The following is a 25,237-nucleotide window of genomic DNA, read 5'->3' as shown; positions in this document are numbered from 1 at the left end:
CGCCCGCGCTGCACACGCCGCTGATGAGCGTGACCAACGCCATCTCCAGCATCATCGCCATCGGTGCGCTGGTGCAGATTGCGCCGCCCGATGCGGGCGTGAACGGGCGACCGGACGGGCTCATCCTGTGGCTGGCCTTTGCTGCGCTGGTGCTCACGGCTGTCAACATGTTCGGCGGCTTTGCGGTCACGCGCCGCATGCTGGCCATGTTCCGCAAGTAATCCGATAACAACAAGAACAACGAGGAGCACGCAACATGTCCCAAAGTCTCGCTACCGTCGCCTACCTGGGCGCGGCCATTTTGTTCATCCTGAGCCTGGGTGGGCTGTCCAACCCCGAAACCTCGCGCCGGGGCAACCTGTTCGGCATGGTCGGCATGGCGCTGGCCGTGCTGGCCACCGTGTTTGGCCCGCGCGTCAGCGCCTCCGGCATGGCCTGGATCGTCGGCGCTCTGGTGATCGGCGGCGGCATTGGCCTGTATGCGGCCAAGGTCGTCAAGATGACGCAGATGCCCGAGCTGGTTGCGCTCATGCACAGCCTGGTGGGCCTGGCGGCCTGCCTGGTGGGGTTTGCGAGCTACGTCGATACCTCCATCCAGCTGCAAGGGGCCGAAAAGATCATCCACGAGGTGGAGATCTATGTCGGCATCCTGATCGGCGCCGTCACGTTCAGCGGTTCGCTGATTGCCTTTGGCAAGCTCAACGGCAAGATCGGCGGCAAGCCGCTGCTGCTGCCCGGCCGTCACTGGCTCAACCTGGCCGCGCTGCTGATCGTGATCTGGTTCGGCCGCGAGTTCCTGCGCGCCGAAACGGTGGAGCAGGGCATGCTGCCGCTCACGGTGATGACGGTGATTGCGCTGCTGTTCGGCATCCACATGGTGATGGCCATCGGCGGGGCCGACATGCCCGTGGTGGTGTCCATGCTCAACAGCTACTCGGGCTGGGCTGCGGCGGCCACGGGCTTCATGCTGAGCAACGACCTGCTGATCGTGACCGGCGCGCTGGTGGGCTCCTCGGGCGCCATCCTGTCCTACATCATGTGCAACGCGATGAACCGCAACTTCATCAGCGTGATTGCCGGGGGCTTTGGCTCCGGCGGCGGCGCCCCGGCCAAGAAGGGCGATGCCGCCGAGCCGCAGGGCGAGGTGGTGCCGGTGGCGGCAACGGAAACGGCCGAGCTGCTGCGCGACGCCAAGAGCGTGATCATCGTGCCCGGCTACGGCATGGCCGTGGCCCAGGCGCAGCACACGGTCAACGAGATCGTGAAGACCCTGCGCGAGAAGGGCACGAACGTGCGGTTTGCGATCCACCCGGTGGCAGGCCGCATGCCCGGCCACATGAACGTGCTGCTGGCCGAGGCCAAGGTGCCCTACGACATCGTGATGGAGATGGACGAGATCAACGAAGACTTCCCGAAAGCCGACGTGGCCATGGTCATCGGCGCCAACGACATCGTGAACCCCGCCGCGCAGGACGACCCCACGAGCCCCATTGCCGGCATGCCGGTGCTGGAGGTGTGGAAGGCCAAGACCTCGATCGTGATGAAGCGCTCCATGGCCTCGGGCTATGCGGGGGTGGACAACCCTCTGTTCTACAAGGACAACAACCGCATGCTGTTCGGCGATGCCAAGAAAATGCTCGACGAAGTGCTCGCCGCGCTCAAGGGCTGACGGGCATAATTTCACCGCAAAAAAGCACGACCGTGCTGAAAATGGCAGGCACGGTCCATTCACGGCGCCACTAAAAACTTACCAGGAGACAAAACACATGACCGACCGCCCATGGCTGGCCGCCTATCCGCAAGGGGTTCCCGCCGACATCGACACCTCGCAGTACACCTCCCTCGTCGCCCTGATGGACGAGGCGTTCACGAAGTACGCCGACCGTGTGGCTTACAGCTTCATGGGCAAGGAGGTGACCTACGGCCAGACCGACTCGCTTTCCAGCGCGTTTGCGGCCTACCTGCAGGGCCTCGGCCTGGTCAAGGGCGACCGCGTGGCCATCATGATGCCCAACGTGCCGCAGTACCCCGTCGCCGTGGCCGCCGTGCTGCGCGCGGGCTTTGTGGTGGTCAACGTGAACCCGCTCTACACCCCGCGCGAACTGGAGCACCAGCTCAAGGACTCAGGCGCCAAGGCCATCGTCATCATCGAGAACTTTGCGGCCACGCTGGAGCAGTGCATTGCGAACACGCCCGTCAAGCATGTGGTGCTGTGCGCCATGGGTGACCAGCTGGGCCTGCTCAAGGGCGCGCTGGTCAACTACGTGGTGCGCAACGTCAAGAAGATGGTGCCCGCCTACAACCTGCCGGGGGCCGTGCGCTTCAACCAGGCCGTGGCCCAGGGCACGCGCGGCACGCTCAAGAAGCCCGACATCAAGCCCGATGACATCGCGCTGCTGCAATACACCGGCGGCACCACGGGCGTGAGCAAGGGCGCCGTGCTGCTGCACCGCAACGTGATCGCCAACGTGCTGCAGTCCGAGGCCTGGAATTCGCCGGTGATGAGCAAGGTGCCTGCGGGCGAGCAGCCCACCAGCGTCTGCGCGCTGCCGCTGTACCACATCTTCGCGTTCACGGTGAACATGATGCTGTCCATGCGCACCGGCGGCAAGACCATCCTGATCCCCAACCCGCGCGACCTGCCTGCGGTGCTCAAGGAACTGTCCAAGCACACCTTCCACAGCTTCCCGGCCGTCAACACGCTGTTCAACGGCCTGGCCAACCACCCCGACTTCCACACCGTCAACTGGAAGAACCTCAAGGTCTCGGTGGGCGGTGGCATGGCCGTGCAGGGCGCCGTGGCCAAGCTCTGGCTGGAGAAGACCGGCTGCCCCATCTGCGAAGGCTACGGCCTGTCGGAAACCAGCCCCTCGACCAGTTGCAACCCCGTGACGGCCACCGAGTACACCGGCACCATCGGTGTGCCGATCCCGGGCACTTACATGAAGCTCATCGACGATGAGGGCCGCGAGATCACCACGCTGGGCGAGCCGGGCGAGATCGCCATCAAGGGCCCGCAGGTGATGGCGGGCTACTGGCAGCGCCCCGACGAAACCGCCAAGGTCATGACCGACGACGGTTACTTCAAGTCCGGCGACATCGGCATCATGGATGCGCGCGGCTTCTTCAAGATCGTGGACCGCAAGAAGGACATGGTGCTGGTCAGCGGCTTCAACGTGTACCCGAACGAAGTCGAGGAAGTGGTGGCCAACTGCCCCGGCGTGCTCGAATGCGCCGTGGTGGGTGTGCCCGACGAAAAGACCGGCGAGGCCGTGAAGCTGGTCATCGTGAAGAAGGACCCGGCGCTCACCGAAGCCCAGGTCAAGGAGTTCTGCCGCCGCGAACTCACGGGCTACAAGCAGCCCAAGGTGATCGAGTTCCGCACCGAACTGCCCAAGACGCCCGTGGGCAAGATCCTGCGCCGCGAGCTGCGCGACAAGAAGTGACAACCCCCGGCGGGCGGCGCGTCGGGCTTTGCGCGCCCCACATTCGACACAGGCGCCTTCGGCTGGTTTTATCGCTGCGCCGCAAGGGGCGGCGGCCGCACGTTGCTCCCCCACCCCGCCGATCCGAAGGTTTTTCGTATGACCACCGCCATCCTCAGCGCCCTGACCGAGGAGCAAGCCAGCCTGGTTGCCCAGCTCGAGCGCCCCCCAGCGCGTGATGCACGCAGGCCGCGCCTTCTGGCGGGGCGAGCTGCACGACCGGCCGGTGGTGCTGGCGCTGTCGGGCATCGGCAAGGTGGCGGCAGCCACCACGGCCACGGCGCTGATCGAGCATTTTGGTGTGGCCCGCATCGTGTTCACCGGGGTGGCCGGGGGCCTGGGGGACGGGGTGAACGTGGGCGACGTGGTGGTGGCGCAGGACTACCTCCAGCACGACATGGACGCCTCGCCCCTGTTCCCGCGCTGGGAGCTGCCGGGCTACGCGCGCAGCCGCCTGGTCTGCGATCTCGCACCTGTCTGCTCTGCTTTGGGAAGCGGCAAGCGATGTGGGTGTGCGGCGCCGGCCATTTGCCTTTGAAAACGGACGTCTGGACGATGGCGCCCGCACCGCGTGCACCACGGCCTGGTGGCCAGCGGCGACCGCTTTGTCTCCACCGCCGACGAAGCCCGGCAGCTGCGCGCAGCACTGCGGCGGGCCGGCCACGACGTGCTGGCCGTGGAAATGGAAGGCGCCGCCGTCGCCCAGGTGTGCCACGACTACGGCATCCCCTTCGCCGCCGCCCGCACCATCTCCGACCGCGCCGACGACACCGCCCACGGCGACTTCGCCCTGTTCGTGCAGACCGTGGCCAGCCGCTATGCCGAGCACATGGTGCTGGCGCTGCTGCAAAAGCTGTGATTTCCCGACATGCACAATTTGGAGCGCGCAGAGCCCGAAGTTGCCCTCAACTGCCAGCGCCACCGCGGAACCGGCTTTGCCGGGCCGCTGGAGGCGTCCCCCCTCGGGGGGGAAGGCGCGCAGCGCCACAGGGGGGCTACTTCAACCAGCCGCGCTTGCGGAAGTACCACATGGGCCCGAGCGCACTGGCCACCATCAGCCCCAGCGCATAGGGGTAGCCCAGTGACCAGTCCAGCTCGGGCATGAACTTGAAGTTCATGCCGTACACGCTGGCGATCAGCGTGGGCGGCAGCAGGGCCACGCTGGCCACCGAGAAGATCTTGATGATCTTGTTCTGGTTGATGTTGATGAAACCGACCGTGGCGTCCATCAGGAAGTTGATCTTGTCGAACAGAAAGGCCGTGTGGTTGTCCAGCGACTCGATGTCGCGCAGGATCTGGCGGGCCTCCTCGAACTGCTCGGAGTTGAGCATCTTGGTGCGCATCATGAAGCTCACCGCGCGGCGCGTGTCCATCACGTTGCGGCGGATGCGGCCGTTCAAGTCTTCCTGGCGGGCGATGGCGGCCAGCACCTCGCCGGCGCGGGTGTCGGTCACGTCGCCGGCCAGCACCTGGTTGCTCACCTTTTCCAGCTCGTCGTAGATGTTTTCGAGCGTGTCGGCCGAATACTCGGCGTCGGCGTCGAACAGCTTGAGCAGCACTTCCTTGGCGTCCTCGATGAGGCCCGGCGCGCGGCGTGCGCGCATGCGCAGCAGGCGGAACACGGGTACGTCTTCGTCGTGGATGGAGAACAGCACGCCCCGGCTCTTGAGGTTGGTGTTGTGCTGGTTCAGGATGAAGGCCACGCGCACCGAGCGCGGGTCTTCGTCGTCGTCGATCAAAAAGTCGCTGCGGATGTGCAGCTCGCCGTTGTCTTCTTCGTAGAAGCGGGCGGACTCCTCGATGTCCTCGTCCATCGCATCCTCGGGGATGGACAGGCCGTAGTGCTGCTTGATCCAGCGTTTTTCTTCGAGCGTGGGGGCTTCCAGGTCCACCCAGATCGGCTGGAAGCTGGTCAGCTCTTCCAGGGACTCGATTTCTTCCTGGAACAGCCGGCCATTGGCGAGCGTAAAGATGTTGAGCATGGGCTCACTCCCTTGTGTGTGGCGTCTGCGGTGGGGGGTCAGGGGTTGCTTTCAACCCCACGGCAGGCCGGGGAGCTGAAAGCTACCAACTCGGGTAGGTTTCCAAGGAGCGTTCTCCGTCAAAAGTGCAAGCGGCGGATTATCGCATTGGGCCGCAGGCGTGTCTGTGACAGCACCGGGCCTGGTTGCGCCTCAGGCTGCTGGGGTGGTTGCGCGCACGGTGGCCAGCGCCCGGCACAGATCGGCCCAGGCGGCGGCCTTGTTGTCCTGCGAGCGCAGCAGGAAAGCCGGGTCGTAGGTGACCACGGCCGGGCAGCCCGCCAGCGTGTGCGGCCCCGCGCGCAGGCGGCCCAGGGGCTCGGTGCTGGCCAGTGCGGCGCGGGCGGCCACATGGCCCAGCACCAGCACCATGGCCGGTTGCAGCACGGTGACGGCCTCGGCCAACTGCCCGGCCACGTCGGCATCACCGCCGTGGCCGCCAGGCGCAATGCGCTGCAGCGCCGCAAGGAACACCCGCGGGTGGCGGTGCAGCTGCATGGCGCGCAGCATGTTGTCCAGCAGCTTGCCAGCATCACCCGACAGTGGCTCGGCGGGCTGGGGGATTTCGGCCACGATGAGCCAGCCGCTGCCCAGGCCTGCCGGCGTGCGCGCCGGGTCTGCCGTGGGATACAGCGCCTGGGGCGCGTGGAGCGAGAGGCCGGTGGCCGCTGCCACAGCGGCCTGGGGCACCGGTGTGCTGGCTGCGGTTGCGCGTGGCGCTGCCGGTGCGGAGGTGTTCGCCTGCGCTGGCTGCGGTGCGGCGGGCGCCGGGGACTGCGGGGCCGGCCGTAGCGCCGTGGCCACTGCTCCGTCGTGGGCGGGCACGGCCCGGGCGGCCGGCGCAGCCACGGAGGCAACGGCGGGCGGGGCCGCAGTGGCTTCACCGGGGGCCCACACGGTCACCCCCATCTCCTGCAGCATGGCGCGCTGGCGCGCATCGAGGGGAAGGCTCATGGGGTGGGGGGGGAGGGGGCGGGCGGGGGGCGGTGGGGTTCTCACAATGCCAGGCTCATGACCACCGCGTCTTCGCGCAGGCCATGGTGGGCCGGGTAGTAGCGCTTGCGCTCACCCACGCGGCGAAAGCCATGGGTTTCATAGATCTGCTGGGCGCGCTGGTTGCTCACACGCACCTCCAGCCACAGCCACTGGGCACCCTTGCCGCGCGACCACAGGGCCAGCGCGTCCAGCAGCACGCGGGCCCAGCCCTGGCGCTGGAACTCGGGCGTGACGGTGAGGTTCAGCAGGTGCACTTCGTCCACCCCCATCATGGCCACGAAGTAGCCCAGCAACTGGTCGCCGCCCATCAGCAACTGGCACTCGTAGCGCGAGGCCATGGCGTCGATGAAGTTGCCCCGCGTCCAGGGGTGGGTGTAGGCGCGCTGCTCCACCTCCAGCACGGCGTCGAGCTGGGACAGCGTGAGGGCTTGCAGTCGCGCCTCGGGGGCATCCGCAGACGGGGTGGGTACGGCGCTCATGGCGAAAGTCGTTGGTTCAGGGGTTGGTCGTAGCGGCCGCCTGGGCAGCGCGCAACGCGTCCCGCTCGGCCGTGGTTTTCGCCACTTTATCGCGGATGTAGCGCGGCAGGGCATCGCTGGCGGGCACGGCCGCCCCGGCGGCCAGCAGGGCCGGCGCCAGGCGCAGCAGCGCGGTGGCCGTGGGCAGGGCCCGCACATGCGTGGCCAGGGGCGCCAGGCGCTCTTCATAGGGGGCCTGCGCATTGCCGGCCACGCTCCAGCCGGCTGGCACTTGCACGGTATCGGGCGCGCCCAGGCCGAAGTCGGCATCGGCCAGCCAGCGGCTCTCGGTGGGCCCCCGCCACATATTCGCAGCGGGCGCTGTAGACCTCGTCCATGCGCGCGTCGAGCACCGCCACCACCTGCGTGCAGCCATGCTGGTGGCGGGCCTCTTCGGCCACGGCCAGCAAGGTGTCCACCGGCAGCACGGGCACGCCCGCACCGCCGCGCGCGCCGAAGGCCAGGCCCTGGGCCACGGCGCAGGCGGTGCGCAGACCGGTGAAGGAGCCTGGGCCCCGGCCGAAGACGATGGCGTCCAGCGTGGCGAACGACAGGCCGGCCTCTGCCAGCAGGCGGTTGATGGCCGGGATCAGCGTGGACGAGGCCAGTGCGCCGCCAGGGCCCGTGTGCTCGCGCACCGCGTCCCCGTGCTGCACTGCAATGGACAGGGTATCGGTGCTGGTATCGAAGGCAAGCAGGTTCATGGCGGTGGCAGGCGGGGAAATCAGGCTGCGGATTTTGGGGCGGCGGTCGGCACAGAGGCGGGCGCGGGGCTCTTGCGCAGCACGCCCAGCAGGATACCCGTGGTCACGAGCGCCAGGCCCGCGCCCAGGTTCCAGTGCATGGGTTCGTCCAGGAGCAGCACCGCGCCGATGGCCGACAGCCCGGGCACCAGCGCCGTGATCATGGTGCTGCGCACGGGGCCGTAGTGCTGGATCATGCGCGTGAACGCAATCCCCGAGATGACCACCGAGCCGCCGCCCTGGAAGACCAACTGGAAGAGGATCTCGCTCCAAGGCGCCTGGCCCAGGTGGCTGGTGACCGCGCCCAGTGCCAGCAGCACCGCGTACACGGGTGCGTACACCAGCAGCGCGAAGGCGGTGATGGCGATGGTGGCCTGCACCGCATCCACGGCCAGGCGCCGCGCCTGCACGCTGTAGGCGGCCCAGCTCGCGGCCGCCAGCATGAAGAGCACGTCGCCCTTCCACACATCGCCGCCCGCAAAGCCGGCCAGCAGGCTGCGCCCGCCCACCAGCAGGTCGCCGGCCACGATGAGCGCCAGGCCCATGGCGCGCAAGGGCGTGATGCGGTCGTGCAGCACGAGCACGGCCAGCAGCGCCGTCCACAGCGGCAGGCTGCCGGGCATGAGCACGGCGGCATGGGTGGCCGGGGCGTGGAAAAAGCCGGCGTAGGCCAGCACGGCGTACAGCACCCCGCCGAAGACGCCCAGCAGGGCCGTGGTGGACAGCGGCAGCGGCGAGATGCCGCCCAGGCTGGAGGCGGGGGCACTGGCGCCCAGCAGCGCACGGCGCCGGCGCACCAGCCACCAGCCCCAGGGCAGCAGCACCACGCTGGCGCCGACGATGCGCAGCAGCGTGATGTCCAGGGGCGTGAGGCTGCGCTGGGCCGAGGCGCGGGCGATCACGATGAAGCTGGTCCAGAGGGTGACGGTCACCAGGGCCGCCAGCAGGCCCATGGCGCGAGGAGAAAGACGCATCCGGGGATTATCGGGCGGCGCCGGGCAGGCCGTGCCGGGGTGGGGGGGCGGGGCGATAGACTCCCCGTCCATGCTGTCCGTACGCCCGTTGACCTGCCTGCCCCTGCCATTCTTTGCGCCAGCGTGGCGCCTTGCCGCCCCGTTGGCGCTGCTGTGGGGCCTGGCGCTTCCCGGTGCCCAGGCCCAGGTGCCCAGCCCTTCGCCGCTGCCGCCCGAGGTGGAGGCCGCGCTCTCCCGTGCCCGCCTGCCACGCGAGGCGCTCTCGGTGCTGGTGGTCGATGCCCAGGGCGGCCCGCGCCAGGCCGCGCGCCTGGCGCACCGCGCCCAGGTGCCGATGAACCCGGCCTCGGTGATGAAGCTGGTCACCACCTACGCGGCGCTCGATCAGTTGGGCCCGGCCTATGCCTGGAACACTCCCGTCTACGTGCAGGGCACGGTGCAGGACGGCAGCCTGCGCGGCAACGTCTACATCCAGGGCCAGGGCGATCCCAAGCTGGTGATGGAGCGGCTGTGGCTGCTGCTGCGCCGCCTGCAGGGCCAGGGCATCCAGGTCATCGTGGGTGACATCGTGCTCGACCGCACGGCCTTCGACGTGCCCGAGCAGGACCCCGGCAGCTTCGACAACGAGCCCCTGCGGCCCTACAACGCCTCGCCCGATGCGCTGCTGGTGAACTACAAGTCCCAGGTCATGACCTTCGTGCCCGATGCCGCCGCCGGTCTGGCGCGCATCCAGTACGACCCCCCGATGGCCGGCGTGCAGCGCCAGACTTCCGTGGCGCTGGCCGCGCCTGGGGCGGACTGCGGCGACTGGCGCGGCGCCTTGAAGGCGGAATTGGCCGACCCCGCGCGCATCGCCTTCCAGGGCGTGTTCCCGGCCAGTTGCGGTGAGCGCGTGTGGCCGATTGCGCCGTCGGACCCGCGCGGCTTTGCGGCGCGCGCGCTGGAGGGCATGTGGCGCGAGCTGGGCGGCAAGCTCACGGGCAGCGTGCGCGACGGCAAGGTGCCGGCTGGCCTGAAGCCCGCCTTCGTGGCCTCCTCGCCCGCGCTGGCCGAGGTGGTGCGCGACGTGAACAAGTACAGCAACAACGTCATGGCACAGCAGGTGTTTCTCACGCTGGCCCTGGGGACGAAGGGGACGCCGGCCACCTTCGACGGGGCGCGCGAGGCCCTGCGCCGCTGGTGGCAACTGCGCTTTGGCGATACCGACCAACCTGTGGCCGACAACGGCGCGGGCCTGTCCCGCGATGCGCGCATCACGGCCCAGGGCCTGGCGCGCATGCTCCAATCGGCCTGGGCTTCGCCAGTGATGCCCGAGCTGGTGTCCTCCCTGCCCATCGCTGGCGTGGATGGCACCCTGCGCCGCAGCCAGGCCCGGGGCGCGGCCCACCTCAAGACCGGCAGCCTGCGCGATGTGATGGCCATTGCCGGCTATGTGCACGGCGCCAGCGGACGGCGCTACGTGCTGGTGGCCATGGTCAACCATGCCAATGCCGGTGCCGCCCGCCCGGTGCTCGATGCGCTGACCGACTGGGCCGCGCGCGACCAGTAGGCGACGGCTTGGGGCACGAACCCGTGTCGCCCAGGCGTCCGCAGGTCCTCGTATTCCCTAATGGCGGCTCTGGCGCTGGTGCGCGCACGATGCGGCGTTACGATCAACCGACCAAACCACATACCTATAGACCGGAGGATGCGCCCATGAAGTATTTTCGCCTGACCTGTGTCGCCGCGGTAGCGGCCCTGCTTGCCGCCTGCGGTGGCTCCGACGACCACGGACGCGGGGACCTGGTGGAGATCCCCACCGTCCTGACCACGCTCACCGCCGACCAGATCGACGCGGGCACCACGTCCAGCGGCTTGCGTGCCATTGCCGGCAAGGCACGCTGCGATGTGAAGGTGGTGGCGATCAACTACTACACGGCAGGCGTCAAGGCCGGCGAGCTCACCAACGCCTCGGGCGTGATGCTGGTGCCCGCGGGCAGTTGCAGCACGGAAAAGACCGCCCTGCTGGCCTACGCCAAGGGCACCGACGTGCAAAAGCCGCGCACCCTGGCCAACCCACAGGACAGCGAGACCTTCCTGCTGGCCGCGATGTACGCCTCGCAGGGCTATGCCGTGGTGGCCACCGACTACCTTGGGTTTGCCAAGTCGGGCTACAGCTACCACCCCTACCTGCATGCCGATTCGGAAGCCACCTCGGTGATCGACTCGGTGCGCGCTGCGCGCAAGGCCGCCGCTTCGGTGGGGGGCAACCTGTCGGGCCGCATTCTGTTCACCGGGTACTCGCAGGGGGGGCATGCGTCCATGGCCGCCCACCGTGCCGCCGAGCGTGACTACGGCAACGAGTTCGACGTGGCGGCTGGTGCCCACCTGGCAGGACCCTACAACCTGTCGGGTTCGCTGCGCATCCCCGATGCGATCGCGGGCGTGCAGTTCTTCGTGCCCTACCTCGTGACGGCCTGGCAGAAGGTCTACGGCAACATCTACAGCGACGTGAAGCTGGCCTTCAAGGCGCCGTACTCGAACTACATCGAGACCCTGCTGCCCAACCCGACGATGAACTACACCACGCTGGTGACCTCGGGCACCTTGCCGGCCGGCACACCCAACCAGGCGCGCGATGCGCTGTTCCAGCCGGCCTTCATTGCCAGCAGCCAGACGAATGCGAACGATCCACTCTATCTGGCAGCGCAGAAGAACGACCTTCTGGGCTGGACGCCCAAGTCGCGCGTGCTGCTGTGCGGTGGCTCGGGCGATCCCACGGTGCCACCTGCCGTGCACCAGCGCGTGATGGCCGCCGATTTCGCCGCACGCGGCGTGACCAACGTGATCTCGGTGGATGTGGACGGTGCCATCCAGACCGCCTTCGGCCCCGGTGGCGCAGCGCCTACCGACCCGACTTCCGCGGCCTTTGCCACCTACTATGGTGCCTACCACGGCACCTATGAGCCACCGTTCTGCCACGCCCAGGCGCGTGCTGCGTTCGACATCATCGTGAAGTAAGCGAGCCGCTGCGCCAACGGCCAAAGCCGACCTCCGGGTCCAATGCCAGTCAGTTAACCCTGACTGGCATTTTTTTTCGTTGGGAATTTGGGAGCACGATTTTTGACAACCCTGGGGAAGCTGCGCTGTGGGTATCCATCAAGCAGGTGGCGCGGATCTGCGGCCAGGGCGAGGGGCCATGCTGGTTGCTGCTGCTGCCCAGTTGCGCGCGATTCTCGGGCGTGTCCGGGGCTGACCAGACCACACCATCCACGGCCAGCACGCGCAGGGGCTGCTTTGCATTCGCCACTGGGCGACTCCAGGCTTGGGTCAGCAAAGAGAACAGCTCAGCCAGGGGGCCTCTCCCAAGCGCTGGCGGACCTGCACGCTGGCTCTCGGCGCGGGAAGTGCTTGCCCATCCAGGCTCAAGTCCAACTGCTGCACTACCTGCCAGAGTGGCCGATCGCGAAACAGTGCCAGTCCGATCACCAGCCACACGGCGTGCTCGGCAGGCAGCTTGCGTCGCCTGATCGAGGCTTTGCCGCTGGCTGCCAGCGCCTGCTCGATCCAGGCGGGGTCTATCAACGCGCTGAGCTCGTCAAGCCGATCTGGAACTCGGGGCAAGGTATCGCGCAGTGCGCGCCGAAGCAGGCTCATCAAGCAAAAAAGGGAACGTGTTGAACACGTTACCTTTTTACTGCATCAGTTGGCCTGGGGGCTTAACGGCCTGGGTGCTTAACTGACTGGCATTGACCCCATGGGTCGGCCTTTTTTGTGGGCCAGGCCCGGCAGAAACCCGCTTACCAGCGCGCGCGCAGGCGGTCGTAGGCGTAGTTGCCGAACTGGCGGTGGGCGTTGGGCGTCAGGTAGACGCTGTCGGCGAACACGTAGGCATCCTGGTTGGCACCCGTGAGGAGGGTCGAGGTCGTGCACAGGGCCGAGTTGACCTGGCCGGCGCCGATGCCGATGCCGTTGGTGGTGTCCAGCGAGGTGCACACGGGCGTGGTGGCGTTGTTGAAACCGTAGTTGGCAGGGGTGCCGACATACAGGTTCACATAGTAGGCCGAGTCCACGTAGAGTACATTGGCACCGAGGTCGACAATGCTCACCAGCAGGCCTTCGTTGAAACGGCTGCTGGCATCGCTGAGCAGGGCTTCGCGGTTGATGGTCTTGGCCCAGGGCGTCTTGCCCAGGTCATAGGTGCCGGTGACGACCACGTTCTTGGCGCCCGCGGCGACCAGGCGGCGCACCTGGGTGGCCAGGTCCTGCCCAGCCTTGCGCGCAGCAGCCACCATGTCGGTGGTGCTCTGGGTGCCGGCCGTCACGGCGGCCATGCCGGCGATCACATCGCTCGGGCCCCCGTTGATGACGATCAGGTCGTTCGTGGCAACGCCGCCGGCGGCCAGGAAGGCGTCGATCTGCTCCGTTACCGTGGGCGTGGTCGCCACGCCGGCGGCATCGGGCTTGATCGCCACGCGCGCGTTGCCCACGGCGTAGCTGCGGCCGCCAGCAGCGGACGATGCGGCCAGGGTCTTGCCGTAACGCGATGCGATCTGCAGCGTCCAGTTGTTCACGCTGCCATCGTTGACCGAGTAGCGCGTTCCCTTCTGGCCGATGTCGTTGTAAGCGTCGCCAAAGGCCACCAGGCGTTCAGGGTTGAAAGCCGACTCCGTCGTGCTCGAACCGCAGGCCGCAAGCAGTGTGGCCGACGCGCATGCGGCCACCAGTACGGTGCGGCGCATCCAATTTGCTGCCATGTATTTCTCCAGAAAATGGGGGGTTAGTTTAACGACGCCATGTCAAGCCATGTAAAGCATTGTCACAGTGCGGCCATATTGGTACTCAGGCTGCCGCAGCGCGCTGCAGGCGGTCGCGCACGCCCTCCCATTCCGGGGTGGGAGGCGGAGCTTCGATCCAGATCAGCTTGACCCCGGCATCGTCGAAGCTGCGCAGCACGGCAAACAGCTGCTGGGCCGTGGCAGACGCATCATCGGGCATGCGGCGCATGAGCAGCCTGGACGAGCGCGTGCGCAGCGCCGCGCGGGCATAGATGGCCATGTGGGCGGCATCGGCGCCGAGCAGGTCCAGGCCTGTCTGCAGGGCCTTGGCATCCATCAGCCGCACCTTGGCGTTGGGGGCGTAGTGGGCTTCCAGCGTGCCCGAGGCGCGCGGCGTGTGCTCGGGCAGGTCTTCCTTGGACAGCGGAGCGATGCCGCAGGCGCGGGTGATCTGCGCGCGCGCGATGGCCCCCGGGCGCAGCAGCACCGGCGTGCCACGCGTGCAGTCGACGATGGTCGACTCGATCCCCACCCCGCAGGGGCCGCCGTCGAGCACCAGCAAGTCCTCCCCCAGCTCGTCGGCGACATGCCGGGCGGTGGTGGGGCTCACGCGGCCGAAGCGGTTGGCGCTGGGCGCTGCCACGCCCCATACGGGCGGGCCACCAAGTTCGCCACCATCGCCGGGGGCCGCACACGCGGCCAGCAAGGCATGTGCCACGGGATGGGCCGGGCAACGCAGGCCCACGCTGTCCTGGCCACCGGTGGCGGCCGTTGCCACGCCGGGGCGGCGCGGCAGGATGATGGTCAGCGGCCCGGGCCAGAATGCGTCGACCAGGGCCTGCGCAAAGGCCGGCACCTCGCTGGCGAAATGGGCAATGCCCGAGGCATCTGCCACATGCACGATCAGCGGGTGGTCGCTGGGCCGGCCCTTGGCCGCAAAGATCTGGGCCACGGCGGCATCGCTGCTGGCATCTGCCGCGAGGCCATACACCGTTTCGGTGGGCAGGCCCAGCAGGGCGCCACTGCGCACCGCACGGGCGGCAGCGGCGATGGATTCGGGCTGGGTGCCGTCAAGAATCATGGCATGCGGTCCGGGGCCGGTTCAGAACGCCGCAATGCCCAGCAGGGCAGCCGCCTTGAGGGCGGTGGCGCGTGCCGCATCGGCGCTGTCGGCCGTGATGTTCAGGTGCCCCATCTTGCGTCCGGGCTTGGCGTCGCGCTTGCCGTACAGGTGCAGATGGGTGCCGGGCAGGGCCAGGATTTCAGCCCAGGGTGGGGTCTGCCCGCTGCCGTCGGCGGCGAACCACAGGTCGCCCAGCAGGTTGAGCATGACGGCCGGGCTGTGCTGGCGCGGCTGTGTGAGTGGCAGGCCGGCCATGGTGCGCACCTGCAGTTCGAACTGCGAGACATCGCAGGCGTTCTGGCTGTAGTGGCCGCTGTTGTGCGGGCGCGGGGCGATCTCGTTGACCACCAGGCTGCCGTCCTGCAGCACGAAGAACTCCACACACAGCACGCCCACGTACGACAGGCCGGTGGCAATCGAGATGGCACCCGCAATGGCCTGGCGCGCCAAGGTATCGGGCAGGTTGCCGGCATGCACCTCGGTCACGGCCAGAATGCCGTCGCGGTGCAGGTTGCGCTGCACCGGCAGGTGAACGCAGGCGCCATCGGCCCCGCGCGCGACGATGACCGAGCATTCGAGCGCCAGCGGCAGCATCTTTTCGAGCACGCAGGCCACCTGGCCCACCGAATCCCAGGCGGCCGCGAGTTCGGCGGCGGTCCTCACCCGCACCTGGCCCTTGCCGTCGTAGCCCATGCGGGCGGTCTTGAGGATCCCGGGCAAGAGGTCGGCTTGGACGGCCGCCAGTTGCGCGGCCGTCTCGATCACCGCATAGGGGGCGCAGGGCACGCCGCAGCGCACGAAATGGGCTTTTTCCTGCGCGCGGTCCTGCGCCACAGCCACGGCACCCGCAGCGGGCGACACCGGGCGCAGCGCGCCCAGGGCCGCGAGGGCGGTGGCGGGCACGTTCTCGAACTCGGTGGTCACGGCATCGGCCACGCGGGCCAGCTCAGCCAGGCCGGCGGCGTCCTCGTAGCCGGTCTGGATATGGTGGTGGCTCACCAGCCCGGCGGGACTGGTCGGATCGGCGTCGAGCACAGCCGTGAAATAGCCCATGGCCTGGGCCGTGTGCACGAACATGCGGCCCAACTGGCCACCGCCGAGCACGCCGAGCGTGGCGCCCGGCAGGAGAGGTGCAGTCAGTGTGCTCATGCAGCAGCCGGTGGCAAGGCCATGTTGCGGGCGACCTCGGTCTGCTCGGCGCGGAAGGCTTCCAGGCGCTGGCGCAGCTCCGGGTTTTCGCTGGCCAGCAAGGCCACTGCGAACAGGGCGGCATTGGCGGCACCAGCCGTGCCGATGGCGAAGGTCGCCACGGGGATGCCCTTGGGCATCTGCACGATGCTGTGCAGCGAGTCCACGCCCTGCAGGTGGCGGCTGGCCACGGGCACGCCCAGCACGGGCACGGTGGTCTTGGCGGCGATCATACCGGGCAGGTGCGCTGCGCCGCCCGCACCGGCGATGATGGCCTTGAGGCCCCGGCCGACAGCGGCTTCGGCATAGGCGAACATGTCATCGGGCATGCGGTGCGCCGACACCACGCGTGCCTCGTGGGAAATGCCGAATTGCTCAAGAATCTGCACTGCATGCTGCATGGTCTCCCAGTCGCTGCTGGAGCCCATGACCACGCCGATCTGGATGGGTTTCATGGTGTGTGTGGGGGCGCTGCGGCGGACTCCGGTCTGCCGCAGTGCTGTAGGTGGAACCCCCGATTTTACGATTTGCGATGGCCCCCCTGCCACGGGGTTGTTTCAATGCGCCAAAATAGCGCCAACTTGCTTCACCGGCCCTGGGCCCCCGACCATGATTGATGTCACCGTAGAAAATTTTGAAGCCGAGGTGATTGCCGCCTCGATGGACGTGCCCGTGCTGGTGGATTTCTGGGCGCCCTGGTGTGGCCCCTGCAAGTCGCTCGGTCCGGTGCTGGAGAAGCTGGAGACCGAGTACGACGGCCGCTTCAAGCTGGCCAAGATCGATTCCGACCAGGAGCAGCAGCTCGCCGGCATGTTCGGCATCCGCAGCATTCCCACCTGCGTGCTGCTCATGAACGGCCAGCCCGTGGACGGTTTCATGGGCGCCCTGCCCGAAGGCCAGGTGCGCGAATTCCTCGACAAGCATGTGCCCACGGCCGAGGTCCTGGAAGCCGAGGAGCAGGAGGAAGAAGCCCTGGACGCCCTGGCCGAAGGCGATACCGGCACCGCGCTGGAGAAGCTGCAGCACGCCGTGGCCACCGACCCGGGCAATGACGACGCACGCTTCGACTACGTCAAGCTGCTGCTGCAACTGGGCCGCGACGACGACGCCAAGGTGGCCTTCGCCCCGGTGATCGCCAAGGCCCCGAATTCGCGCAAGATCGCCGCGCTCAAGGTCTGGATGGACGCCATCGATACCGTGGCGACCACCGAGGGCGCGGGCGACACGGCTGCGTTCGACGCGAAGATCGCGGCCAACAAGCGCGACTTCGACGCCCGCCTGGCGCAGGCGCGCTGGCTCATCACCGAACAGCGCTGGACGGATGCCATGGACGAGCTGCTCGAGATCCTCATGCGCGACAAGGCCTGGGGTGAAGAGGTGGCGCGCAAGACTTACGTCGCCATCCTGGAGATCATCGAGCAGCCCAAGGCCAAGGTGGCCGACGGCCAGATCCCGCCCGATGACCCGGTGGTGGCCACGTACCGCCGCCGCCTGTCGAGCGTCGTGCTCAGCTGACCGGCACCCTGCAACGCAAAAGGCTCCCTCGGGAGCCTTTTGCGTTGCAGGGACCGGGGAATCAGCCGATCAGACGTTCCAGCGCCTCGCGGTACTTGGCTGCGGTCTTCTCGATCACCTCGCGCGGCAGGCGCGGCGAGGGCGGGGTCTTGTCCCAGGGCTTGCCGTTGACCTGGGCCTGCTCCAGCCAGTCGCGTACGAACTGCTTGTCGTAGCTCGGCGGGTTCTGGCCGGCTGCCAGCGCGGCTTCGTAGCCTTCCACGGGCCAGTAGCGCGAGCTGTCGGGCGTGAGCACTTCGTCCATCAGCACCAGGGTGCCGTCGGGCGCCAGGCCGAACTCGAATTTCGTGTCGGCAATGATCATGCCCTTGGCGAGCGCGATCTCGGCGGCGGCCTGGTAGATGGCGATGCTCAGGTCGCGGATCTGCGTGGCCAGGGGCAGGCCGATCATCTCCACGGTGCGCTCGAAGGTGATGTTCTCGTCGTGCTCGCCGGCTGCGGCCTTGGCGGCCGGCGTGTAGATGGGCGCCGGCAGCTTGGCCGCATTGGTCAGGCCCTCGGGCAGCGGCACGCCACAGACCGAGCGCGATTCCTGGTATTCCTTCCAGCCGCTGCCGGCCAGGTAGCCGCGCACCACGGCCTCGACCGGGATGGGCTTGAGGCGCTGCACCAGCATCGACCGGCCGCGGATCTGCTCGGCTTCTGCGGGCGTCACCACGCTCTCGGGGGCGTCGCCCGTCAGGTGGTTGGGGCAGATATGGCCGAGCTTGTCGAACCAGAACAGCGCCATCTGCGTGAGCAACTCGCCCTTGCCGGGGATGGGTTCGCCCATGATCACGTCGAAGGCCGAGAGGCGGTCGCTGGCCACCATCAGGATGCGGTCGTCGCCCACGGCGTAGTTGTCGCGCACCTTGCCGCGCGCCAGCAGCGGCAGCGAGGTCAGGGCGGAGGTGTGCAGGGCGTTGGAGCTGGGCTGGGTCATGGTGTCGGTGTGGGGCAGTCGGTATCCGCTGCAGGCAGGCCTTGGGGAAAGGGGTGAGGGCGCGCACCCGCGCGGCCACATTCTGTGCAATCCGGGATTTTACGCGCCGGGGCGGGCGGTCCGGTCGGGCAGGGGCTTGTGGCACATCCCGAGGGGCGGCACACTGCCGGGCTTGCTTTCACCACGCCCTTGCCGGCAATCCCCCCCGTGCCCACTTCCCATCCCCTCACTCCCCGCCGCGAACTGTGGCTGCTGTTGACACTGGCGGGCGTGCAGTTCACCCACATCCTGGATTTCATGATCATGATGCCGCTGGGCCCACAGCTCACGCGGATCTTCTCCATCAGCGATGCGCAGTTCGGCCTGCTGGTGTCGGCGTACACCCTCTCGGCCGGTGTCTCGGGGCTGCTGGCCTCCACCTACATCGACCGCTTTGGCCGCAAGCGGCTGCTGCTGGCGCTGTACGCGCTGTTCGGCCTGGCCACGCTGGCCTGCGGCCTGGCGCCCACCTATGCCACGCTGATGGTGGCGCGGGTGCTGGCCGGCATGTTCGGCGGCGTGCTCTCGGCCCTGTGCCAGACCATCGTGGCCGATGTCATCCCCTTCGAACGGCGCGGGCGCGCCATGGGTATCGTCATGACCTCGTTCTCGGTGTCCACGGTGGCCGGGGTGCCGCTGGGGCTGGTGTTCGCCGAGTACGGAGGCTGGCACATGCCGTTCTTCGCCATCGCCGCCATGTGCCTGCTGCTGCTGGTGTTTGCCGCGCGTGCGCTGCCCACGATGAACGCCCACCTGGCCGCAGGCCAGCAGCGCACGGCGCTGGGCGGCATTGCCGAGGTGCTCCGGGACGCCAACCACCGGCAGGCCTTCCTGTTCTCGGGCCTGCTGATGTTCACCGGTTTCACGGTGATCCCCTACATCACCATCTACATGCAGGCCAATGCCGGCGTGCGCACCGACCAGGTGCCGCTGATCTACCTGTGCGGCGGGGTGGTGACCCTGTTCACCGCGCGCCTGTTCGGGCGCCTGACGGATGCGCGCGGCAAGGTGGCCACCTTCCGCTGGCTGGCGCTGGCGGTCGGGCCCTGCCTGCTGGGCATCACGCTGGTGCATGGGGTGCCGCTGTGGACCGTGCTGATCGTGTCCACGCTGATGTTCGCCTTCATGAGCGGGCGCATGATTCCCGGCATGGCCATCATCACCTCGGCCGCCAATCCGCAACTGCGCGGCACCTTCATGACGCTCAATGCGTCGGTGCAGTCGGCGGCCATGGGGGTGGCGTCACTGGTGGGAGGGGTGCTGATCAGCCGCGATGCACAGGGCCTGGTGCAGGGCTACTGGATGGCGGCCGTGGTGGGCATCGTTGCCAGCGTGCTGTCCATCGTGGTGGTGGGGCGGCTGGTGCTGCATGGCGCAGCGCCGGCGACTGCAGCAAAGGCCTGAATCGCGTGGCGAAAGAGGTGGGGCTCCCCGCCAACTCAGCCATTGTGCGCCCTTTTCGGGCCGCTGGCACCTCGTCGGGCATAACCCAGCGGGCAGGGGCGGTATGGGATTGCATTTCGATGACAGCAGGGGCATAGTGAACCCGTCAATGGATGCATCCAAGTTCGCCGGGCCGCACCTCTGATCCAGGGCGGCATTTGTTCCACCGAGAGCCACAGGAGACTTATTTATGAACTTGACGATCAGCGGTCACCACCTCGAAGTTACCCCAGCCCTGCGCAGTTATGTGACCACCAAGCTGGACCGGATCAATCGCCATTTCGACCAGGTAGTAGACGTCAAGGTGCTGCTGACAGTAGAGAAGCAAAAGGAAAAGGAAAAGCGCCAGCGAGCGGAATGCAATATCCATGTGAAAGGCAACGACCTGTTTGCCGAAAGCTCCCACTCCGACCTGTATGCTGCGGTGGATGAGCTGGTCGACAAGATGGACCGCCAGGTGGTGCGCCACAAGGACCGCCTGCAGGACCACCACCACGAAGCTGCCAAGCGCGAAATGCACGCATGAGCGTTGCATAGCGGGCCACAGCAACCGCCCCTGGAGGCGGTTTTTTTGTGGCCCCTTGTAAATTGCTCAGGGTTACTGCCAATATGTGCATAATTGTTACCTCTGACCATGAACCGACTCGCCTCCATCCTGCCTCCCGCCCAAGTGCTTGTGAGCGTGGACTCCACCAGCAAGAAGCGTGCTTTCGAAGAGGCGGGTCTGCTGTTCGAGAGCCAGCACGGGCTCTCGCGTGCCCTGATCACCGACAGCCTCTTCGCGCGCGAGCGCCTGGGCTCCACGGGTCTGGGCCATGGCGTGGCCATCCCGCATGGCCGCATCAAGGGCCTCAAGGCCCCCATGGCTGCGGTGTTCCAGCTCGCACATCCCATCGGTTTCGATGCCCCGGACGAAATGCCGGTGGCTCTGTTGATCTTTCTGCTGGTGCCCGAGGCGGCCACCCAGAAGCACCTGGAGATTCTCTCGGAGATCGCCGAACTGCTGAGCGACTCGGTGCTGCGCGAAAAGCTCAAGGCCAGCACCGATGCGGCCGAGCTGCACGGCATGATCGCCGGCTGGCAGTCCACCCAGGCCGCCTGAGCCCGTCGGCACCGCGCATCCCCCGCCGCCAGCCGTGAAACCCAATGTTGTCAGCGCCGACGTCCTGTTCGAGGAGTTCCGCGGCCCCCTGAAATGGGAATGGGTCGCGGGCCTGGGTGCCTCCGAGCGCCGCTTCGACGAAGTCGCCGTGCGCTCTGCGCGTTCAGGGGCGGACCTGGTCGGCTACCTCAACTACATCCATCCCTACCGGGTGCAGATCCTCGGTGAGCGCGAAATCGCCTACCTGAGCAGTGCCTCGCCCGACGATTGCAAGCGGCGCATCGCCCGCATCGTGACGCTGGAGCCGCCGGTGCTGGTGCTGGCCGACAACCAGACCGCACCCGATGCGCTGGTATCGATGTGCGAGCGCGCGCAGATCCCGATGTTCTCCACGCACGAGTCCTCGGCCTTCGTGATCGACGTGCTGCGGGCCTACCTGTCCAAGCACTTTGCCGACCGCACGACCATGCACGGCGTGTTCATGGACATCCTGGGCCTGGGCGTGATGATCACCGGCGAGTCGGGCCTGGGCAAGAGCGAACTCGGCCTGGAGCTGATCTCGCGCGGCAACGGCCTGGTGGCCGACGATGCGGTGGACCTGTTTCGCATCAACCAGACCACCATCGAGGGCAAGTGCCCCGAGTTGCTGCAGAACCTGCTCGAAGTGCGTGGCATCGGCCTTTTGGACATCCGCGCCATCTTTGGCGAGACGGCCGTGCGCCGCAAGATGCGCCTCAAACTCATCGTGCACCTGGTGCGCAAGGAAACGCTGGAGCGCGACTACGAGCGCCTGCCCTACGAGCCGCTCACGCAGGACGTGCTCGGCGTGCCGGTGCTCAAGGTGGTGATCCAGGTGGTGGCCGGCCGCAACATCGCCGTGCTGGTCGAGGCGGCCGTGCGCAATACCATCCTGCAGCTGCGCGGAATCGACACCTACCAGGAGTTCGTCGAGCGCCACCGCCGCGCCATGGAGCGCGACACCGGCGGATAATTGGCCACCCCCTGAGTCGCTTCGCGCCTTCCCCCTTGGAGGGGGACGCCGCCCCTGCGGCGGGGCGGCCCTTGCACGGCGGCGCTGGCCTGTGCCGTGCCAGTTTCACCTGCCGAGCGGCGTACTCAGAAGGGTGTTCAGTTGGCCTTCGCTGCGCACGACGCGCACTGGCCGTAGAGCGCCATGGTGTGGTCCTGCACCAGCCAGCCCTTGGCCTTGGCCACGATCTGCTGGCGCTTTTCGATCTCGGGGTCGTAGAACTCCTCCACCTTGCCGCAGGACGTGCAGACGAAGTGGTCGTGGTGCTGCCCCTCGTTGAGCTCGTACACCGCCTTGCCGCTCTCGAAGTTGCTGCGGATCAGGATGCCCGCCTGCTCGAACTGGGTGAGCACGCGGTACACGGTGGCCAGGCCAATGTCCGAGCGCTCTTCCAGCAGCACGCGGAACACGTCTTCCGCCGTCATGTGGCGCTGCGTGCCCTTCTGGAAGATCTCCATGATCTTCAGGCGCGGCAGGGTTGCCTTGAGGCCGGTGCTTTTGAGTTCGTCGATATTGGTCATGGATTGGTCCTGGTTGCCGGTGGCCCGGGAAGGGGAGAGAGGCTGCCGCTACAATGGTTTGATCATATCCTCTGCTCTTTCCCCCATGCCAGTCAAAGCCCGTATCAATGCCCGCCTGGGCTGGATCCTGTTGGTGGGTGCCGCCATCGGTACCCTGGCGGGGTGCGGCAGCCTGGACGGCGCCAGCCGCCGCCTGGCCACCGTGGTCACGCCGTACAAGATCGACGTCGTGCAGGGCAACTTCGTCTCGCGCGAACAGGTCGAGGCCTTGAAGCCCGGCATGAGCCGCCAGCAGGTGCGTGAAATCCTGGGCACCCCCCTGGTGACCAGCCTGTTCCATGCCAACCGCTGGGAATACGTCTTCACCTTGAAGAAACCATCGGCCGAACTGCAGACCCGCAAGCTCACCGTGTTCTTCGAGGGCGATGTGCTGGCCCGCTCGGAAGGTGACGAAATGCCCTCCGAGGCCGAATTCGTGGCCTCGCTGGACGGTGGCCGTGCTGGCAAGGGCAAGGTGCCCGTGCTCGAAGCCACGCAGGACCAGCTCGCACGCTTCCCCGCACGCAAGGCCGAAACCCCTGCCGAGAAGGCGGCCGACGCCGCTCCGCAGGAAATGGCGCCGACCCGCTACCCGCCCCTCGAAGCGCCCGGGCGCTGACCGGGCGGCCCCCCATGGGGGCTATTTTTTCATCGTCACCCATTAGCGAATCCAGGAATCACATGGCAGGGAATACATCGACAGCCCCCACCCCCGTGCGCGTGGCCGTTGCCGGCGCATCGGGCCGCATGGGCCGCATGCTCATCGAGGCCGTGCGTGCCACCGATGACTGCGTGCTTGCCGGCGCTCTGGACGTGGCCGCCAGCCCCGGCATCGGCTCGGATGCCACCGCCTTCCTCGGCCATGCCAGCGGCGTGGCCATCACCTCCGACCTGCGGGTGGGCCTGCAGAACGCCGACGTCCTGATCGACTTCACCCGCCCCGAAGGCACCTTGGCCCACCTGGCCGTGTGCGCCGAACTGGGCGTGAAGATGGTCATCGGCACCACCGGGTTCTCCGACGAGCAGAAGGCCGAGATCGCGGCGCTGGCGCAGCGCACGGCCGTGGTCATGGCACCCAACATGAGCGTGGGCGTCAACGTCACCCTCAAGTTGCTGGAAATGGCCGCCAAGGCCATGGCCACCGGCTACGACATCGAGATCATCGAGGCCCACCACCGCCACAAGGTGGATGCGCCCTCGGGCACTGCGCTCAAGATGGGCGAAGTGATCGCCGAGGCGATGGGCCGCGACCTCAAGGAATGCGCCGTGTACGCCCGCGAGGGCATCACCGGGGAGCGCGATCCGTCGAGCATCGGCTTTGCGGCCATCCGCGGTGGCGACATCGTGGGCGACCACACGGTGCTGTTCGCCGGCATCGGCGAGCGCATCGAGATCACGCACAAGTCGTCCAGCCGCACCACCTATGCCCAGGGCAGCCTGCGCGCCGTGCGTTACCTGGCGGCACACAAGACCGGTTTGCACGACATGTTCGACGTGCTGAACCTGAAGTAGGCACACAGGCCGTTCACGCGCATGGACGCATTCCACTGGTGGCGCCAGGGCGACGCGGTGACACAGGGCACGGCCCTGCTGCTGCTGGGGATGTCTGTCGCCAGTTGGGTGGTGATCGTCTGGAAGCTGCGCCTCTTGCGCCGCGCCCGTGCCGACGTGGCGCGCTGCGTGGCCGCCGTCTGGCAGGCCCCGTCGCTGCCGGAGGCCGCGCTGCGCCTGCAGGGCTTTGACCGGCTGGCCCTGGTGCTGCCCATGGTGGCCGCCGTCAACAGCGTGGCCGACCAGGCATCTCCCACGGCCCTGGCTTGCATGGGCGGCCTGTCCCAGCGCCTCACACGCGTGCTGCGCGACGCCCTGCACGCCGTATTGGGCCGCCTGCAGTTCGGCCAAGTGTTGCTGGCCACCGTGGGCTCCACGGCGCCGTTCGTGGGGTTGCTGGGCACGGTCTGGGGCATCTACCATGCGCTGTCGGCCATGGCCGGCGCCGGGCAGATCACGATCGACCGCGTCGCCGGCCCCGTGGGCGAAGCCCTGGTCATGACCGCCGCCGGCCTGGCCGTGGCCATTCCGGCCGTGCTGGCCTACAACGTCTGCGGGCGCCTGATCGGGCGCATCGAAGCCGACCTGGAAGGCTTTGCGCGCGATCTGCGCGAGCTGCGCATCGACACGGCTGCCGGGGGCGCCCCGCAGGGTGGGATTTCCCGCCCGGGAGGCGGGGAATGAGCTTCGGCAGACTGGAGCGTACGCCGGACTCCCAACCCATGAGCGACATCAACATGACGCCGCTGGTCGACGTGATGCTGGTGCTGGTGGTGATCTTCATCCTCACCGCGCCGCTCATGGCCAGCGCCATCCGCCTGGACCTGCCGCGCGCCGAGGGCACTGCCTCCGGTGCGCCCGCCAGGGCCCTGACCCTGGTGGTGGACCGTACCGGCCAGGCCTACCTCGATGACCAGCCGCTGGCGCAGGCCGCGCTGGCCGAGCGCCTGCAGCGCATCGGTGCTGCAGCGCCCGACACCGAAGTGCAGCTGCGCGCCGACGCCGCCGTGCCCTATGGCCGCATCGTCGAAATCATGGGCGCGGCCCATGCCGCAGGCCTGCAGCGCATCGGTTTCGTGGCCGATCCGCAGGCCGCCGCCGCAGCCCCGAACAAGCCCTGAAACCCGGCGTGCCGGGCCCGCCACCGCGGTGGCTCGCCCGACAGCCTAAAATCCGCGCAGCGCAGTCCTGTGGCTGCACCATCCTGACC

General features: G+C 67.8%; 25 protein-coding genes and 2 pseudogenes. 15 read left to right on the top strand and 12 right to left on the bottom strand.

Translation table 11 applies throughout. The features are described 5' to 3' along the window. The 4 genes and pseudogenes from U5N23_RS06095 to U5N23_RS06080 all read left to right on the top strand — a co-directional run. Positions 1-221: proton-translocating transhydrogenase family protein (locus U5N23_RS06095; protein ID WP_322591920.1), on the top strand; the 221-nt coding region annotated here is incomplete at its 5' end. A 35-nt stretch (positions 222-256) separates the two neighbouring features. Then, a complete protein-coding gene (pntB, locus tag U5N23_RS06090) occupies positions 257-1,669 on the top strand; it encodes a Re/Si-specific NAD(P)(+) transhydrogenase subunit beta (protein WP_322591919.1) in 1,413 nt (470 codons plus the stop codon). A gap of 97 nt (positions 1,670-1,766) precedes the next feature. After that, positions 1,767-3,446, top strand: a complete 1,680-nt coding sequence (locus tag U5N23_RS06085) for a long-chain-fatty-acid--CoA ligase (RefSeq protein WP_322591918.1) — start codon at positions 1,767-1,769, stop codon at positions 3,444-3,446. A 217-nt stretch (positions 3,447-3,663) separates the two neighbouring features. Continuing rightward, positions 3,664-4,344, top strand: a pseudogene (locus tag U5N23_RS06080) (5'-methylthioadenosine/adenosylhomocysteine nucleosidase). 136 nt (positions 4,345-4,480) lie between these two features. Here the strand turns inward: U5N23_RS06080 and corA are convergent. The 5 genes and pseudogenes from corA to U5N23_RS06055 form a co-directional block, all read right to left on the bottom strand. After that, on the bottom strand, positions 4,481-5,467 hold the full coding sequence (gene corA, locus U5N23_RS06075) for a magnesium/cobalt transporter CorA (protein ID WP_322591917.1): 987 nt from the start codon (positions 5,465-5,467) through the stop codon (positions 4,481-4,483). A gap of 192 nt (positions 5,468-5,659) precedes the next feature. Continuing rightward, complete coding sequence (locus U5N23_RS06070; protein WP_322591916.1) at positions 5,660-6,460, bottom strand: uracil-DNA glycosylase family protein; 801 nt, start codon at positions 6,458-6,460, stop codon at positions 5,660-5,662. 41 nt (positions 6,461-6,501) lie between these two features. Next, positions 6,502-6,981: a ribosomal protein S18-alanine N-acetyltransferase gene (gene rimI, locus U5N23_RS06065; RefSeq protein WP_322591915.1), complete on the bottom strand. Its 480-nt coding sequence runs from the start codon at positions 6,979-6,981 to the stop codon at positions 6,502-6,504. Between the two features lie 16 nt (positions 6,982-6,997). Beyond that, a pseudogene (gene tsaB / locus U5N23_RS06060) lies at positions 6,998-7,724 on the bottom strand (tRNA (adenosine(37)-N6)-threonylcarbamoyltransferase complex dimerization subunit type 1 TsaB). Between the two features lie 20 nt (positions 7,725-7,744). Then, positions 7,745-8,737, bottom strand: a complete 993-nt coding sequence (locus tag U5N23_RS06055; RefSeq protein WP_322591914.1) for a DMT family transporter — start codon at positions 8,735-8,737, stop codon at positions 7,745-7,747. A 70-nt stretch (positions 8,738-8,807) separates the two neighbouring features. Here U5N23_RS06055 and dacB point away from each other — a divergent pair, with 70 nt between their 5' ends. Together dacB and U5N23_RS06045 are read left to right on the top strand one after the other, a co-directional pair. After that, positions 8,808-10,286 (top strand): D-alanyl-D-alanine carboxypeptidase/D-alanyl-D-alanine-endopeptidase, encoded by a 1,479-nt coding sequence (gene dacB / locus U5N23_RS06050; RefSeq protein ID WP_322591152.1) that lies wholly within the window; start codon positions 8,808-8,810, stop codon positions 10,284-10,286. A gap of 146 nt (positions 10,287-10,432) precedes the next feature. Continuing rightward, a complete protein-coding gene (locus U5N23_RS06045; RefSeq protein ID WP_322591153.1) occupies positions 10,433-11,737 on the top strand; it encodes a lipase family protein in 1,305 nt (434 codons plus the stop codon). Between the two features lie 309 nt (positions 11,738-12,046). Here U5N23_RS06045 and U5N23_RS06040 read toward each other — a convergent pair whose 3' ends face one another. The 5 genes from U5N23_RS06040 to purE all read right to left on the bottom strand — a co-directional run bounded on the left by U5N23_RS06040 (position 12,047) and on the right by purE (position 16,260). Beyond that, a complete protein-coding gene (locus U5N23_RS06040) occupies positions 12,047-12,373 on the bottom strand; it encodes a transposase domain-containing protein (protein WP_322591913.1) in 327 nt (108 codons plus the stop codon). A 143-nt stretch (positions 12,374-12,516) separates the two neighbouring features. Beyond that, positions 12,517-13,473 (bottom strand): SGNH/GDSL hydrolase family protein, encoded by a 957-nt coding sequence (locus U5N23_RS06035; protein WP_322591155.1) that lies wholly within the window; start codon positions 13,471-13,473, stop codon positions 12,517-12,519. A gap of 85 nt (positions 13,474-13,558) precedes the next feature. Next, complete coding sequence (locus tag U5N23_RS06030; protein ID WP_322591156.1) at positions 13,559-14,575, bottom strand: L-threonylcarbamoyladenylate synthase; 1,017 nt, start codon at positions 14,573-14,575, stop codon at positions 13,559-13,561. 21 nt (positions 14,576-14,596) lie between these two features. Next, entirely contained in the window at positions 14,597-15,766 is a 1,170-nt protein-coding gene (locus U5N23_RS06025; protein ID WP_322591157.1) for a 5-(carboxyamino)imidazole ribonucleotide synthase, read from the bottom strand. Next, positions 15,763-16,260: a 5-(carboxyamino)imidazole ribonucleotide mutase gene (purE, locus tag U5N23_RS06020; protein WP_322591158.1), complete on the bottom strand. Its 498-nt coding sequence runs from the start codon at positions 16,258-16,260 to the stop codon at positions 15,763-15,765. The genes U5N23_RS06025 and purE overlap by 4 nt, the downstream gene beginning before the upstream one ends. 154 nt (positions 16,261-16,414) lie before the next feature. On the opposite strand from purE, the gene trxA reads away from it, so the two are divergent. Further along, complete coding sequence (trxA, locus tag U5N23_RS06015; RefSeq protein WP_322591159.1) at positions 16,415-17,320, top strand: thioredoxin; 906 nt, start codon at positions 16,415-16,417, stop codon at positions 17,318-17,320. A 61-nt stretch (positions 17,321-17,381) separates the two neighbouring features. On the opposite strand, the gene U5N23_RS06010 is transcribed toward trxA, so the two are convergent. Further along, positions 17,382-18,302: a phosphoribosylaminoimidazolesuccinocarboxamide synthase gene (locus U5N23_RS06010; RefSeq protein WP_322591912.1), complete on the bottom strand. Its 921-nt coding sequence runs from the start codon at positions 18,300-18,302 to the stop codon at positions 17,382-17,384. Positions 18,303-18,509: 207 nt separating this feature from the next. On the opposite strand from U5N23_RS06010, the gene U5N23_RS06005 reads away from it, so the two are divergent. The 4 genes from U5N23_RS06005 (at position 18,510) to hprK (ending at position 21,877) form a co-directional block, all read left to right on the top strand. Beyond that, positions 18,510-19,745 (top strand): MFS transporter, encoded by a 1,236-nt coding sequence (locus U5N23_RS06005; protein WP_322591161.1) that lies wholly within the window; start codon positions 18,510-18,512, stop codon positions 19,743-19,745. A gap of 229 nt (positions 19,746-19,974) precedes the next feature. Next, on the top strand, positions 19,975-20,310 hold the full coding sequence (hpf, locus tag U5N23_RS06000) for a ribosome hibernation-promoting factor, HPF/YfiA family (RefSeq protein WP_007857535.1): 336 nt from the start codon (positions 19,975-19,977) through the stop codon (positions 20,308-20,310). Between the two features lie 108 nt (positions 20,311-20,418). Then, a complete protein-coding gene (locus tag U5N23_RS05995; RefSeq protein ID WP_007857534.1) occupies positions 20,419-20,886 on the top strand; it encodes a PTS sugar transporter subunit IIA in 468 nt (155 codons plus the stop codon). Between the two features lie 34 nt (positions 20,887-20,920). Continuing rightward, positions 20,921-21,877: an HPr(Ser) kinase/phosphatase gene (hprK, locus tag U5N23_RS05990; protein ID WP_305744518.1), complete on the top strand. Its 957-nt coding sequence runs from the start codon at positions 20,921-20,923 to the stop codon at positions 21,875-21,877. Positions 21,878-22,014: 137 nt separating this feature from the next. On the opposite strand, the gene fur is transcribed toward hprK, so the two are convergent. Further along, the gene (gene fur, locus U5N23_RS05985) at positions 22,015-22,437 is read right to left on the bottom strand and encodes a ferric iron uptake transcriptional regulator (protein ID WP_322591911.1); all 423 of its coding nucleotides are present in this window, start codon (positions 22,435-22,437) and stop codon (positions 22,015-22,017) included. An 85-nt stretch (positions 22,438-22,522) separates the two neighbouring features. Between fur and U5N23_RS05980 the strand changes: the two genes are divergently transcribed. From U5N23_RS05980 to U5N23_RS05965, 4 genes are all read left to right on the top strand, one after another. After that, entirely contained in the window at positions 22,523-23,095 is a 573-nt protein-coding gene (locus U5N23_RS05980) for an outer membrane protein assembly factor BamE (RefSeq protein WP_322591910.1), read from the top strand. A 62-nt stretch (positions 23,096-23,157) separates the two neighbouring features. Beyond that, the gene (gene dapB / locus U5N23_RS05975) at positions 23,158-23,988 is read left to right on the top strand and encodes a 4-hydroxy-tetrahydrodipicolinate reductase (RefSeq protein ID WP_322591909.1); all 831 of its coding nucleotides are present in this window, start codon (positions 23,158-23,160) and stop codon (positions 23,986-23,988) included. Between the two features lie 21 nt (positions 23,989-24,009). Continuing rightward, complete coding sequence (locus tag U5N23_RS05970) at positions 24,010-24,711, top strand: MotA/TolQ/ExbB proton channel family protein (protein ID WP_322591908.1); 702 nt, start codon at positions 24,010-24,012, stop codon at positions 24,709-24,711. Further along, positions 24,708-25,148 (top strand): biopolymer transporter ExbD, encoded by a 441-nt coding sequence (locus U5N23_RS05965; RefSeq protein ID WP_322591907.1) that lies wholly within the window; start codon positions 24,708-24,710, stop codon positions 25,146-25,148. The genes U5N23_RS05970 and U5N23_RS05965 overlap by 4 nt, the downstream gene beginning before the upstream one ends. The last annotated feature ends 89 nt before the right edge of the window (positions 25,149-25,237 follow it).

Source organism: Acidovorax sp. (assembly GCF_034519795.1).
Lineage (GTDB): Bacteria > Pseudomonadota > Gammaproteobacteria > Burkholderiales > Burkholderiaceae_C > Acidovorax.
The sequence above is the reverse complement of the archived record's forward strand: the minus strand, read 5'-3'. Positions and strand labels throughout refer to the sequence as shown.